Source organism: Sphaerisporangium sp. NPDC051017 (genome assembly GCF_040683095.1).
In the GTDB taxonomy this organism is placed as follows: Bacteria; Actinomycetota; Actinomycetes; order Streptosporangiales; family Streptosporangiaceae; genus Sphaerisporangium.
Map to the genome: position 1 here is coordinate 53,062 of NZ_JBFBCI010000034.1, position 12,998 is coordinate 66,059.

Genomic DNA, 12,998 nt, shown 5'->3' on the forward strand with positions numbered 1-12,998 from the left:
GCATGCGACCGTGGTGGGCCTGGACGGATATGCGCTCCTTGAAGCCGTCTACCACAGCGATGCGCCGTCATGGCTCTACCAGATCGAGGCCGTGCAGACCCTGCGCAGATGCTGGGTCCAGCAGTTCTACCGTGACCACACCGGGGTGCGGCTACGCGAGCAGAAAGATCTGCCCGCTGGTCGGGACCGGCTGGCCGGCCCGTATGACACCGATGCCCGCTACGCGGTCAAGCGTGGCAGTGGCTGGACCGGCTACAAGGTGCATCTGACCGAGACGTGCGAGCCGGACCGGCCGCACCTGGTCACGCACGTGGCGACCACGCCCGCTCCGGTGGACGACAGCGAGGTCACCGCGCTGGTTCATGAGGGCTTGGAACGGCAGGGAGTGCTGCCCGACGAGCACGCCGTCGACAGCGCGTATGTCAGCGCCGAGCAGTTGGTGACCGCACGGGACCGGTTCGGGATCGAGATTCTCGGCCCGGTTTCAGCCGACACCAGCTGGCAGACCAAGGACATCAATGCATTCCAGACCAGTGATTTCCACGTCGACTGGGATGACGGGCAGGTCATCTGCCCGCAGGGGCACGCCGGTCTGTCCATGGCGGCCCAGCGCACCCGGACCGGGCACCCGGTCATCAAGGTGAACTTCTCCCATGCCCACTGCACTCCATGCCCGGTCCGCGCCCGGTGCACCAAATCGGCGACAGCCTCCCGCAAGCTCACGCTCCGGCCACGGGAACAGCACGAGGCGCTCGCCTGCGCACGTGCCGTCCAGCAAGGCGAGGACTGGCAACGCCGCTATCAGATCCGCGCCGGTGTCGAAGGCACGATCTCGCAGGCGGTCCGCGGTCACGGCCAGCGCCGGTCCCGCTATATCGGCCTGGCCAAAACCCACCTGCAGAGTGTGCTGACGGCTACCGCGATCAACCTGGTCCGTCTCGACGCCTGGCTGACCGGGACGCCCCTGGGGCCGACCCGTACGTCACACTTCATTGGGTTACGGCAGGTGATCATCGCATAACAACACGTATTAGCCAACAGAGTCCTTCAGGCCGGGGGTGAAGCGGACTGTCCCGCGTAGCGGGGCAGGGAAAGCTGATCCGCCGCCAAGGCGGATCGGCGTTACCCGGCGGAGTCGAGATGGTTGTGCCGTTCGATCCGCCAGGCGTGGCGGACCAGGACGGCGCGGGGTTCGCCGTGGCGTTCGGCGATGGCCGGCTCACCGGTGAAGCAGGCGATGTCGATGCAGCGGCGCGGGTGGTCGCGGATTTCTCGAACACCCATTCGCCCTGTCCGGTACCGGGATACCGTTGGCGCTGTGCAGCTCCGGTACAACTTCCGCCTCTACCCGACCGCTGGTCAGCGTGCCGAGCTGGCCAAGGCGTTCGGGTGCGCGCGGGTGGTGTTCAACAACGGGCTGCGCGCACGGCAGGACGCCCACGCGGCCGGGTTGCCGTACATCTCGGACGCAGAGCTGTCCAAGCGGGTCATCACCGAGGCGAAGAAGACCCCGGATCACGCCTGGCTGGGCGAGGTGTCGGCCGTGGTGTTGCAGCAGGCGCTGGCAGACCTTAACCAGGCGTACCGCAACTTCTTCGACTCGATCACCGGGAGGCGGAAGGGGCCGAAGGCGGGCCCGCCCCGGTTCCGGTCCCGTAAGGACAACCGGCAGGCGATCCGCTTCACCAAGAACGCCCGCTTCTGCGTCACGCCAGGCGGGAGGTTGCGCCTGCCGAAGATCGGGGACGTGGAGGTCCGCTGGTCCCGCTCCCTGCCCGCCGACCCGTCCAGCGTGACGGTGGTCAAGGACGCGGCCGGACGGTACTTCGCCTCGTTCGTCGTCGAGGTCGGCGAACGGCCTCTCCCGCCGGTCGAGTCCGAGACCGGGATCGACCTGGGGCTGGGGCACTTCGCGGTCCTGTCCGACGGGCGGAAAATAGACGCCCCGCGTTTCCTGCGCCGGGCGGAGAAGAAACTCAAGAAGCTCCAGCAAGCGCTGTCGCGCAAGGTCAAGGGGTCGAGCAACCGGGCCAAGGCCCGGCAGAAGGTCGCCCGGCAGCACGCCAAGGTCGCCGACGCGCGCCGCGAGTTCCACCACCGGCAGTCCACTCGGATAGTTCGCGAGAACCAAGCGATCTACGTGGAAGATCTGGCGGTCAAAGGACTGGCGCGCACCCGGCTGGCCAAGAGCGTGCATGACGCGGGCTGGTCATCCTTTGTCGGCATGCTGGAGTACAAAGCCGCTCTGTACGGGCGGGTCTTTCATCGGATCGACCGGCCGCGTACAAGACGAGCAAGGACTTGCTGGTCGCGGCCCATCTCGACCGGCGGACCGTGGTCGACGGCCGTACGGACACCTTCGCGGGCATGCTCGACCCCGAGCAGCGCGAGCACTTCCTCAAAGACCTGGACAGCAAGGACCCGAGCAAGAACACCCGGGGCTGGGTGACCAGCTTCGCGCCCGGATTCGTCGATCTGGTGGGAGATGTCATCAAGGTGCAGGGCACGATGTCCGCCGTGTCCACGGTGGAGGACGGCGACCGCCAGATCGACGTCCTGTGGGACTACCGCATCGTCTACGCCGTACGGCCGAAGGGGAAGAACACGCCGATCGACCGGACCATGCAGCACGTCAAGGGGACGTTCCAGTTCTGGAGGAACGACCCCAAGGGGAAACTGCGGCACTGGATAGGCGAGACCAATTACCAGACGTTCAACTCTCTGTGCGAGCCGGACGACGAGTTCCTGCGCCCGGACTTCTACAGCCGCGGCGGCGGCAAGGGACCCGAGGACGACCCGTACGATGACGCGTCCCCCAAGCTGCCGGACGGCGAGTGCGGGGTGTCCGGCGACGTCTGACCTGTTCGGGGCCTAAGGGGCGCCCCGGACACGCCGTGCCGGAAGCGCGGCCATAGGCACAGCCTCTTCGCCGCCCGTCGTGGGCGGCGAAGAGGGCGCGGCCGGGTAGGGTCAGGCGCGTTCGTAGGTCAGGGACAGGACGCCCGTGGTGAAGGTCTTGGAGTCGGCGAGCTTCAGCGGGCGTACACCCGGAAGAACCCCGGAGCGCACCACAGACCACGGACGGTCACCGCGCACCGGGCCGATAATTCGGACGCGGTCCTGGGCGCCCTCCTGTTACGTTCGGGGCCATGGCTGAACAGGGACGATCGGGCCCCCGCATCCACACCGCCGTCGACGAGGACGTGGACGCCGTGCTGGCGTTCTGGCTGAGGGCCGCCGAGGGGACGGACCGCCACGACACCGCCGGCGGCGTGCGCCGGCTGATCGCACGCGACCCGGACGCCTTGATGATCGCCGAGCTGGACGGGCGGATCGCGGGCACGCTCATCGCCGGGTGGGACGGCTGGCGCTGCCACCTGTACCGCCTCGCCGTCGACCCGGCGCACCGCCGCAAGGGCATCGCCCGCGCCCTGCTGGACGCCGCCGAGCGGCGCTTCGCCGAGTTCGGCGGGACGCGCGCCGACGCGATGGTCCTGCACGCCAACACCCTCGCCCACCCGGCGTGGACCGCCGCCGGGTACACGCGCCAGGACGACTCCGCCCGCTGGGTCAAGCCGCTGGCCACCGGCGGGGCCTGAGGTCCATCGTGGAGCGGCGCCAACCGTGGTGCCGCTCCACTTTTAGGATCGGAGCTCGGGCTTCCTCCAGACCCCACCTCACGATGACACCCTTGCCTCCGGCTCGAAGTCAGCACCACCTCTTCCTCCAGGTGGTCACTCACCCGCACCGATTCGCCCCAGAGTTACAGCAGTACGTGATCGGGCTTGGTCAACTGACCTTCAACTGCTCGTCACCGAAGTCCGCAACAAGTTTCAGAACGCCACCGAGGGCGGCGACGTAGCGGTCCAGGACCTCGCGGGTGGACACATCGCCCTTCTCGATCTGGGAGACGCGTCCCACAGAGATACCCATGCGCTCAGCGACCTGTAGCTGGTTGAGGCCGCGGCGTTTGCGCATCTCGGCAAGTCGCCATCCTTGCGACTCCTCGCGCAACTGCTGGACCTCGTCCTCGAACCGCTCGGGTCCCCCCGCGGTTTCGATCGCGCGCTCCAGGTGATCACTGTCACGCCACTTTCGGTAGCTGCTCACTGGTTCATCTCCTTACGCCGCTCCACCAAGTAAATCTCGTACAGGTGCTCGGCTCGCGGGATCGCGTTCCGATACAGCGTTGCCAGCCGAGCGGCGCTTCGCCGAGTTCGGCGGGACGCGCGCCGACGCGATGGTCCTGCACGCCAACACCCTCGCCCACCAGGCGTGGACCGCCGCCGGATACACGCGCCAGGACGACAGCGCCCGCTGGGTCAAGCCGCTGGCGACCGGCACGGCGTGACGTCCCTGACGCAGCAGGCTCGTCCCGACCGGCATGCCTCATACGCGGTTCGTGTCCCTCGGTGCAGGGTTTCGCCTCGGGCTTCCTTCCCACCCAGCCTCACAGCGACGCAGTTGCCTCCGGCTCGGAGTCAGCACCACCTCTTCCTCCAGGGGACTTCCACCCCCAAGCGATCGCCCATGCCGGGCGTACCGCTGAGGGGGCCCGCGACGATCGTCACGGGCCCCCTCAGCGGGTGCTACTAGAACTTGTCGTTTCTGACGCCCTCAACGAAGGCCGCCCACGCGCCAGCCTCGACCACCATGGCCGGGACGGTGAGGTCCTTGCTGTCACGTACGGCACGACGCCCTCCTGTCAGCCCGGCGACCTCGACACAGTTGCCACCGCTGCCGCCTGAGTGGGAGGACTTCTTCCAGGTTGCCTGGGTGAATTCCGCGTTCTGCTCCATGGCCTCTCTTATCTCTCTGATCTGGACAAGGGACGCCCGCCGGGGTAGCGCCTCGGCACGGATGACTTCGTACTTGGCGACGATCCTTCGGACCTCCTCAACACGGTCAACAAGCTGACCGTGCCCAACGGCCTCGATGTATCCCGTATCGGGAGAGCCTGGTGTCTGCGCTACTACAAAACCGCCCTCCAATCCTGCTGTTGAGCGGGCGCTGAACGGCAGTATCTGGATGGAGATATGCGGCAGCTCCGCCAGTTCCTCCAGGTGCTTGAGCTGGCCGATCATCACGTCGTGATCACCAACGATCCGGTGTAGGACTCCCTCGTCGAGCACTACCCAGTACATCGGCGGCTCGGGCCGACCGAAGATCTTCTGCCGCTCCATGCGGGCCGTGACCTGCTTCTCGACCATCTCTGAAGTCGATCGCGGTTCTCCCCGAAATATTGCTCGGGCGTAGTCCTCGGTCTGGAGCAGGCCCGGGAAGACGAGTGGCTCCCAGCTCCGCAGCATGGTGGCCTCGCGCTCTAGGTCCAGGAAGGGCCGAAACCATGACGGCGCGGCCTGGTTGTAAGCAGCCGGCCAAAGCCGCAGAAGAGCCCCGCCGAGCTCCAGAACCTCATCACAGAGCTTGGTGAATGCCTCGGTCGGGGCCCGCCGCGCATTCTCCACGGCGCTGATCTGAGCGGAGGTGTAGTCGATCCGAGCCGCGAGCTGTTCCTGCGACAAGCCGGCCTCTCGCCGGAATCGTCGCAGCTCACGACCAAAAATCACTCGTGGGCTTTCGCCAGAATTCGGTTCATTTGGGAGAGTCACCACTACTCCTTGAGCCTACCTGAAGCCCTAAACGTGGAGGTAAACAGATTCTGTCGAGGTGCTGTTCAGGGTGAATCTCTACCGAGAGTAGTTGCCAGAGAGCACCCTGGGAAGCCCAGACGAGATAGGCAACGGAATGAGCTGACGATGAGTCTGACACTCGGGGTGGATTTGGTCCCCTACCAGCGGAGACTTCCCGAACTACCGGAAAAGACCGAACTGGCCGAAATCGCGGCCATGAACCTCAAGAACGCGCTAGAGCGCTACCACATCTCCACGGACGTCCACGTGGGTAACGGTGTCGCCATGTTGTCGGTCTGGATCGACCTGCTCATCTGGGTCTACCCGGGGCTCGGCTACTGGTGGTGGACCGGCCGGCACTCCGACAAGGGCAAGAAGATCTTCAGCTACTCGCCCCTCAACGACCCGATTTCCACCGCCCGTCGAGTCGCTCACCACTTCGCCGAGGTCTACGGGTGCGCATGCCGGACTGGTAACTCCGCAGGGGAATCACAAGGACAGGCTCCCACGGGAGTAAGACGAGGAGAACGCCGCCATGAAGTTCACCCTCCGCTCTCACATGCTCGACGAGTTCTTCCGCGCCCGGGTCGGACCCAAGGTGACGGCCCCGCTGTGGGCGGTTCATCAGATCGAGGTTGCCAGGAACGTCTACCTGCCCCGGTTCCGCGCGGCCTCCGAACGCAAGCCGCTCGCCCGGATCGGAGCCGAACTGGCTGCACTGACCCTCAAATGGCGCTGCCTGCCCTTCCACTACTTCCGGTACGAGCTGTACGACCCGTCCCTGAGCTTCGCGCAAGTCGCGGCCTACCTGCCCGACACGGTGTTTTACAGCCGCCTGCTGCCAATGGTGAATCGGGCCGTCGAACTGCTGGACGATAAGGTCGCCTGCAAGCGCATCCTCGCCGACGCCGGGATCCCCCAACCGCCCCTGCTGATGACCGGAGAGGGCAGCAGCCTTTGGCTCGACCGATTCGGTGACCGCGTCTCGCCCGGCTCCGCCTCGGCGCTGGATGCCGCTCTAGGCGGAGCCGGCGAAGTGGTGATCAAACCCGCCCGATACACCAGCGGCGGCGCGGGTGTCACGGTCGTGTGCAACGAGCGCGGGATGCTGAGGCAGCAGGACGGGTCGCCGTTCTGCCTGGCTGACTACGGCCGGGAATGGGGCGGCTGGCTCATCGAGGCGTTCGTCCACCAGCATGGGGAGCTGGCCGCCTTCAACCCGCACTCACTCAACACCTTCAGGGTCATCACCGCCCTGGGCCCAGACGGTGCCCACGTCCTATACGTACTGATCAAGAGCAGTACGGGCGTCGATGCGGTTGACAACGCCTGCAACGGTGGCCTGTATGCCCGCGTCGACCCAGCCACCGGCACCGTCGATGAGATCGCGCACACCACTGCCCTGGACCGCCACCGTCGTCATCCGGTGACCGGCATCACCTTCGCCGAGCAGCGGATCACCACGGTCAACCAGCTCGTGGCCACAGCCGAGCGAGCCGCCGTTCACTTCCCCAAAACTCCGATCATCGGCTGGGACATCGCCATGGACCAGGACGGGAGGGCCTTGATCATCGAGGGTAACAGCAGCCCCAGCCTCATGAACCTGCAACGCTCCCACGGCGGCCTGGCAGCCGCCCTCGGAAGATCCCTGATCGCCGACCGGAGGCCGTCGTGACCCTGTCCCCGATATCCAACGCCGCCCTTCGCGCGGCCCGCGAAGCGATGTCGCCCCTGCTGGCCGAGTGGACCGCCAAGCCCGAACTGCACGCCTTGTGCATCTTGTCCTCCAGCGCCGAGAACCCGGACAACCTGACGCGCTTCGACCAGGAGTCGGACTTCGACGTCGCCATCGTCTTGGACGTCCCGATGCGGGCCGGCGAGTGGCGACCCCATCTGGACGACACCTGTGCGCTGATCGCCGATCGCATCCCTGACTGGGTTCCTGATTTCGCGTTCTGGATCCAGGTCCCGTGGGGCTCGATGGAGGTCAACGCCCACCAGTTGATCTACCAGTACGAGTGCGACCCCAGAACCCGTTGGACCGGCGAGAAATGCGATGTCTTCCTGCATAAGAGTGACGTCTTATGCGACCGCGACGGCTCTTTTCAGGCCCTGGTACGCGACAAGGCCCAAGCTGCCCAGGCCCAGCTCGTCCGAGAGCGTGACAGGCTCGCCAATCGCATCACCTGGGACGTACGGGAGATGTCGCTGCGCCAGGCCCGCAGGCTCGGACCCGAGGCCGGCCATTTCCTGCTGAACCGCGCAGTCGATGAGGTGATCGACTGTGTCTACGCCACTGCCGGGCTGTTCGTCCCGAACAATAAGTGGAAGCTCCACCAGCTCTCCAGCCGAGAGCTCATCGATGCCCGGCAAGCTGTGCTGCTGCGCGAGGCGCTGCGTTGCGATCCCGCCTGTCATGCCGACCTGGAACGCCGCGTCGGGGCCTTGGAGAGTTTCTGCGCCCAGGCCGAGGGGCTTGCCACCAGCGGACCAGACGCCCAGGAGGTCCGGCGACGCTACCAGCGCACGCTTCAGCTCAAGCCCCCGCCCGGCCGGCCCTGACCGGGAGCACCCGCCAAGCCCTCGACGCCCCCGCACCCGTCGCCCTGCGACACTCTCCCCCCTCAGCTCACCAGAGAGGTAACACCGCCATGACCTCGACACCGACGTGGAACACGCGCGCCCCCCTCTGCGTCGACAACGTCCTACCCGCTGCTCTGTGCCTGGAACTGCTCCGGCACTTCGACAGCAGCGTCCAGCGGCCCCGCAGCTACCAGGGCATAGTGAACGAGTCGCTCCGCAAGTGCGCGTACGCCGCGGTCCCCCAGCTGCTGGCCGACAGGGTCACTGACACCGTGACGCCGCATCTCGACGGCTACTTCGGGGTCGAAACCCGCGCCGTTCCCGGTCAGCCCGCTCTGATCTACCGTTACGGTCCCGGTGTCGGCTTCGTCACCCACCACGACGAGGTCACCGCCGAGGAGACCGACCGTGCGGCGGCTAACGGCCAGCCCATCATCGGCGGCGACCTGACGACACTCCTATTCTTGAGTGGACCGGACGAGTACGGCGGCGGCGACCTGTACTTCGTGGAGCCGCCTCTGGAGCTTCGCCCCGCCCGTGGGGCGCTCATCGCCTTCCCTGCCACTCGCCAGTACCTTCACGGCGTCCGGCCCATCACCTCGGGTGAACGCTACACGCTGCTGATCCGCAGGGCGGTTTGCCGCACACGTCTACCGCAGCGGACCGGCCCGAGCCATATCCTGCAACAGTCCAAGTAATTGCCCGCAGAACGCGGGAGCCGTCTCACGTTGGGGGTCGTCATGACCGAGCAGCCCGATCAGCCCCCGCTCGGCGCCACCGCCGGTAGGCCCCCCTGGGAGCGGCTGCCGTCCGCCTTCCGCGAGCTGGTCGACGACAGTCTCGACTCGCCAGTGGCAAGCGCGCAGGTCCAGCAGGGCGGCTTCACTCCCGGCGTGGCCGCCCGGCTGATCTTGACTGACGGTACGCGGGTGTTCGTCAAAGCACTCCCTGACGATCACCTGCTCGCCCACCGATACCGCGCTGAGGCAGCCACCTCGGAAGCACTGCCGGCAGTGGTGCCCGCGCCGAGGCTGCGCCTGCACCGTGACGCCGAAGGCTGGGTACTTCTGGTCTTCGACGACGTGGAGGGCCGTCATCCCGATCTGTCGCCCGGGTCGCCAGACGTGCCCGCCGTTGCCGCCGCCGTGGAGGCCATGACCGAGTCGCTGACGCCGTGCCCCCTTCCGGACGTGCCGAGCGCCTCGACGATCTGTGTCCCCATGATCCACGGCTGGGACGAGCTGGCCACCGACCCACCTGCGGACCTCGGCGCGTGGGAGCGGGACAACCTGCCGCTCCTGGTCGAGCTGGAGGCGGCATGGGCCGCCCGCGCCGACGGCCCCGCCCTGGTCCATGGCGACATCCGCCCCGACAACCTGCTCATAACCGCGCACGAAACCGTGGTCGTGGTCGACTGGGCCAAACCCCGCCGGGGCAACCAGTGGCGGGACCTGACCGACCTGATCCCGCACATGATCATGACCGGCCACGCCCCTGATGCCGCTGAGCGGGCACTGCACGGCCTTCAGTTCTGGGAGCGCGCCCCCGCCGAGGCGATCACCGGCTACGCCGCCGCATACGCCGGGTTCTGGACGCGGATGAGCCGGAAGCCCGATCCCCCAGGAGTGCCGAACCTGCGCGCCTACCAGCGCCGAGCAGCAGGCGCCGCTATCGCCTGGACGCGCTACCGCACAGGGGGGTAAGACCCCCGGACGGAAGCACCCACCTCGACTCCCACCAGTCGCGCCCCGATCCCCAATGACCCATGTCGATCATTAGAAAGCAGCTCGACTAGCGAGCGCCCTCACCTGCGCAATCGAGGGGACTTTCACCCCCAAGCGATCGCCCATGCCAGGCGTAACGCGAAAGGGCCACTCCCGGAGGTCCGGGAATGGCCCTTTCGCGTTAACTGGGAGCCGGAGGGCTCAGAAGTCCATGTCGCCGCCGCCGGGCATGGCGGGAGCGGCCGGGGTCTTCTCGGGCTTCTCGGCGATGACCGCCTCGGTGGTGAGGAACAGGGCCGCGATGGACGCGGCGTTCTGCAGCGCCGAGCGGGTCACCTTGGCCGGGTCGATGATGCCGGCCTCGAGCAGGTTCACGTACTCACCGGTGGCGGCGTTCAGGCCGACGCCCGGCTCCAGGTTGCGGACCCGCTCCACCACGACGCCGCCCTCGAGGCCGGCGTTCACGGCGATCTGCTTCAGCGGCTCCTCGAGCGCCTTGCGCACGATGGAGGCGCCGGTGGCCTCGTCGTTGAAGAGCTCCAGCTTGTCGAACGCCTTCGCGCCCGCCTGGATCAGGGCCACGCCACCGCCGGGGACGATGCCCTCCTCGACGGCCGCCTTCGCGTTGCGGACGGCGTCCTCGATGCGGTGCTTGCGCTCCTTGAGCTCGACCTCGGTGGCCGCGCCGGCCTTGATGACGGCGACGCCGCCGGCCAGCTTGGCGAGACGCTCCTGGAGCTTCTCGCGGTCGTAGTCGGAGTCGGTGTTCTCGATCTCGACGCGGATCTGGTTCACGCGGCCCGCGATCTGCTCAGGGTCGCCGGCGCCGTCGACGATGGTGGTCTCGTCCTTGGTGATGATGACCTGGCGCGCGCGGCCGAGCAGGTCCAGGGTGGCGGTCTCGAGCTTGAGGCCGACGTCCTCGCTGATGACCTGGCCGCCGGTGAGGGTGGCGATGTCGCTCAGCATGGCCTTGCGGCGGTCACCGAAGCCCGGGGCCTTGACGGCGACGGACTTGAACAGGCCGCGGATCTTGTTGACCACCAGGGTGGCCAGGGCCTCGCCCTCGACGTCCTCGGCGATGATCACGAGCGGCTTGCCGGACTGCACGACCTTGTCGAGCAGCGGCAGCAGGTCCTTGTTCGCGGAGACCTTGGAGTTGACGATCAGGATGTAGGGGTCGTCGAGGACGGCCTCCATGCGCTCCGGGTCGGTCACGAAGTACCCGGAGATGTAGCCCTTGTCGAAGCGCATGCCCTCGGTGAGCTCGAGCTCGAGGCCGAAGGCGTTGCTCTCTTCGACGGTGATGACGCCTTCCTTGCCGACCTTGTCCATCGCCTCGGCGATCATCTCGCCGATCTGGGTGTCGCCGGCGGAGATGGAGGCGGTGGAGGCGATCTGCTCCTTCGTCTCCACGTCCTTCGCGATCTTCGAGAGCTCCTCGCTGACGCGCTCGACGGCGGCCTCGATGCCCTTCTTCAGGGACATCGGGTTGGCGCCGGCGGCGACGTTGCGCAGGCCCTCGCGGACGAGCGCCTGGGCGAGCACGGTGGCGGTGGTGGTGCCGTCACCCGCGACGTCGTCGGTCTTCTTCGCGACTTCCTTGACGAGCTCGGCCCCGATCTTCTCCCACGGGTCCTCGAGCTCGATCTCCTTGGCGATGGAGACACCGTCGTTGGTGATGGTGGGAGCGCCCCACTTCTTCTCCAGCACGACGTTGCGGCCCTTGGGACCAAGGGTCACCTTGACGGCGTCGGCGAGCTGGTTCATACCGCGCTCGAGACCGCGCCGGGCGTCCTCGTTGAACGCGATCATCTTGGCTGCCATACGGCTAGACCTCCCAGATACAGGGTGGCTTGCGGCGGATCGAGCCGACGCCCGCGACGGCATGTAGACCCGGTTCCCACGACACCTGTCGCCGTGGATCAGCCGGGCCCCGACGCCTCGATCCAGGTTTGTCACTCTCCACACGAGAGTGCCAACGAACTGTTTAGCACTCTACCCGGTCGAGTGCAAGCGACCACCCCTATGACCTGGGAGGCACAGCGATTTGTCCGACCGTATGCCCAATATTGGATCTGCGCTCATCGGCGAGGATCGCATGTGCGGGAATCCGCAGACGGGGCAGGTATCGGGATGAGAGAAGGCCCGGGCCGCGATGAAGCGCGGACCGGGCCCTCCAACTCGTGACTGTGGGTAGACCAGTGGATCTCCCGCCGCGGGCCGGACTACGCCGGCCGCGTCACACAGTCCGCACGGACTCTGCCTGTGGACCCTTCTGGCCCTGTGTGATCTCGAACTCCACCCGCTGACCCTGTTCGAGCGAACGGTATCCCTCCGACAGGATCGCCGAGTAGTGGACAAACACGTCCTTACCACCGTCTACCGCGATGAAGCCGTAGCCCTTGTCCGCGTTAAACCATTTGACGGTGCCCTGCGCCACTTTCCGACTCCTCTTGCTGGGCTCCGGACCCCGCCCACTCCTCCGCGAGGCCCGTGACCTTCGGAACCGAGACGCATGCGAACTCCTCGGCCACGTCGATCGTTCTCGACCATACCTGTGGCATGCCTTGGCGCAACAGAGTCAAACACCAAACTACTTCTTGACGTTCGCTCTAAGCAGTACGTGACTATTTCATACTTGCGTTTAGTTAGTTGACAATTACACTACTGGGATGGCCCAGTAAGGCTTCTATTGTGATAGCTGGGCCGTTCACGGGCCCAGAACGCACGAACGCCCGCGCATCCCGAGGGACACGCGGGCGTCCGGCACCGCCGATGGTCAGCCTCCGGCGACCGCCGGGATCACCGAGACCTGGGCGCCCTCGGGCGTCACAGTGTCAAGTCCGTCGATGAAACGGACGTCCTCTTCTCCGACATACACGTTGACAAAACGGCGGATGTTGCCCGTTTCGTCCAGAATACGGGCCCCGATTCCGGGGAAGTCCGCATCGAGCTTCTGCAACACGTCGCGAAGCGTCGCGCCTTCACCCTTCACCTCGGCGGCACCGTCGGTGTACGTACGGAGAATCGTCGGAATCCGCACAGAAACGCTCAT

At 66.5% G+C, this 12,998-nt stretch carries 16 protein-coding genes; 9 read left to right on the plus strand and 7 right to left on the minus strand.

The genetic code is table 11. The features are described from left to right. Nucleotides 1–10 precede the first annotated feature (10 nt). Complete coding sequence (locus tag AB0M95_RS24945; RefSeq protein WP_363769005.1) at nucleotides 11–1,021, plus strand: transposase; 1,011 nt, start codon at nucleotides 11–13, stop codon at nucleotides 1,019–1,021. Nucleotides 1,022–1,122: 101 nt separating this feature from the next. Here the strand turns inward: AB0M95_RS24945 and AB0M95_RS24950 are convergent, their stop codons facing one another. Beyond that, nucleotides 1,123–1,284: a hypothetical protein gene (locus AB0M95_RS24950; RefSeq protein ID WP_363769008.1), complete on the minus strand. Its 162-nt coding sequence runs from the start codon at nucleotides 1,282–1,284 to the stop codon at nucleotides 1,123–1,125. A 34-nt stretch (nucleotides 1,285–1,318) separates the two neighbouring features. Between AB0M95_RS24950 and AB0M95_RS24955 the strand changes: the two genes are divergently transcribed. Both AB0M95_RS24955 and AB0M95_RS24960 read left to right on the plus strand, forming a co-directional pair. Continuing rightward, entirely contained in the window at nucleotides 1,319–2,449 is a 1,131-nt protein-coding gene (locus AB0M95_RS24955; protein ID WP_363769011.1) for a transposase, read from the plus strand. Next, nucleotides 2,368–2,859, plus strand: coding sequence for a hypothetical protein (locus AB0M95_RS24960; protein ID WP_363769014.1), 492 nt, complete (start codon nucleotides 2,368–2,370; stop codon nucleotides 2,857–2,859). Before AB0M95_RS24955 ends, AB0M95_RS24960 begins: the two co-directional genes overlap by 82 nt. Nucleotides 2,860–2,970: 111 nt before the next feature. Here AB0M95_RS24960 and AB0M95_RS24965 read toward each other — a convergent pair whose 3' ends face one another. After that, the gene (locus tag AB0M95_RS24965; RefSeq protein ID WP_363769017.1) at nucleotides 2,971–3,096 is read right to left on the minus strand and encodes a hypothetical protein; all 126 of its coding nucleotides are present in this window, start codon (nucleotides 3,094–3,096) and stop codon (nucleotides 2,971–2,973) included. Between the two features lie 53 nt (nucleotides 3,097–3,149). On the opposite strand from AB0M95_RS24965, the gene AB0M95_RS24970 reads away from it, so the two are divergent. Then, nucleotides 3,150–3,599, plus strand: coding sequence for a GNAT family N-acetyltransferase (locus AB0M95_RS24970; protein WP_363769020.1), 450 nt, complete (start codon nucleotides 3,150–3,152; stop codon nucleotides 3,597–3,599). Between the two features lie 190 nt (nucleotides 3,600–3,789). Here AB0M95_RS24970 and AB0M95_RS24975 read toward each other — a convergent pair whose 3' ends face one another. Further along, a complete protein-coding gene (locus AB0M95_RS24975; protein ID WP_363769023.1) occupies nucleotides 3,790–4,110 on the minus strand; it encodes a helix-turn-helix transcriptional regulator in 321 nt (106 codons plus the stop codon). A gap of 79 nt (nucleotides 4,111–4,189) precedes the next feature. Here AB0M95_RS24975 and AB0M95_RS24980 point away from each other — a divergent pair, with 79 nt between their 5' ends. Next, entirely contained in the window at nucleotides 4,190–4,351 is a 162-nt protein-coding gene (locus AB0M95_RS24980; protein WP_363769026.1) for a hypothetical protein, read from the plus strand. A 241-nt stretch (nucleotides 4,352–4,592) separates the two neighbouring features. On the opposite strand, the gene AB0M95_RS24985 is transcribed toward AB0M95_RS24980, so the two are convergent. Then, nucleotides 4,593–5,615, minus strand: coding sequence for a Scr1 family TA system antitoxin-like transcriptional regulator (locus AB0M95_RS24985; protein WP_363769029.1), 1,023 nt, complete (start codon nucleotides 5,613–5,615; stop codon nucleotides 4,593–4,595). A 553-nt stretch (nucleotides 5,616–6,168) separates the two neighbouring features. Between AB0M95_RS24985 and AB0M95_RS24990 the strand changes: the two genes are divergently transcribed. The 4 genes from AB0M95_RS24990 (at nucleotide 6,169) to AB0M95_RS25005 (ending at nucleotide 9,919) form a co-directional block, all read left to right on the plus strand. Next, on the plus strand, nucleotides 6,169–7,308 hold the full coding sequence (locus AB0M95_RS24990; RefSeq protein ID WP_363769032.1) for a sugar-transfer associated ATP-grasp domain-containing protein: 1,140 nt from the start codon (nucleotides 6,169–6,171) through the stop codon (nucleotides 7,306–7,308). Continuing rightward, complete coding sequence (locus tag AB0M95_RS24995) at nucleotides 7,305–8,195, plus strand: hypothetical protein (RefSeq protein ID WP_363769034.1); 891 nt, start codon at nucleotides 7,305–7,307, stop codon at nucleotides 8,193–8,195. Before AB0M95_RS24990 ends, AB0M95_RS24995 begins: the two co-directional genes overlap by 4 nt. Nucleotides 8,196–8,284: 89 nt before the next feature. Next, nucleotides 8,285–8,914 (plus strand): 2OG-Fe(II) oxygenase, encoded by a 630-nt coding sequence (locus tag AB0M95_RS25000; protein WP_363769037.1) that lies wholly within the window; start codon nucleotides 8,285–8,287, stop codon nucleotides 8,912–8,914. Between the two features lie 42 nt (nucleotides 8,915–8,956). Beyond that, nucleotides 8,957–9,919 carry a phosphotransferase gene (locus AB0M95_RS25005; RefSeq protein WP_363769040.1) on the plus strand — a complete coding sequence of 321 codons (963 nt, stop codon included), beginning with the start codon at nucleotides 8,957–8,959 and terminating at the stop codon, nucleotides 9,917–9,919. A 222-nt stretch (nucleotides 9,920–10,141) separates the two neighbouring features. Here the strand turns inward: AB0M95_RS25005 and groL are convergent, their stop codons facing one another. From groL to AB0M95_RS25020, 3 genes are all read right to left on the minus strand, one after another. Then, nucleotides 10,142–11,767 (minus strand): chaperonin GroEL, encoded by a 1,626-nt coding sequence (gene groL, locus AB0M95_RS25010; RefSeq protein WP_363769043.1) that lies wholly within the window; start codon nucleotides 11,765–11,767, stop codon nucleotides 10,142–10,144. Nucleotides 11,768–12,182: 415 nt separating this feature from the next. Then, nucleotides 12,183–12,383 carry a cold-shock protein gene (locus AB0M95_RS25015; protein ID WP_354845365.1) on the minus strand — a complete coding sequence of 67 codons (201 nt, stop codon included), beginning with the start codon at nucleotides 12,381–12,383 and terminating at the stop codon, nucleotides 12,183–12,185. A 339-nt stretch (nucleotides 12,384–12,722) separates the two neighbouring features. Continuing rightward, nucleotides 12,723–12,998, minus strand: coding sequence for a MoaD/ThiS family protein (locus AB0M95_RS25020; protein ID WP_358526834.1), 276 nt, complete (start codon nucleotides 12,996–12,998; stop codon nucleotides 12,723–12,725).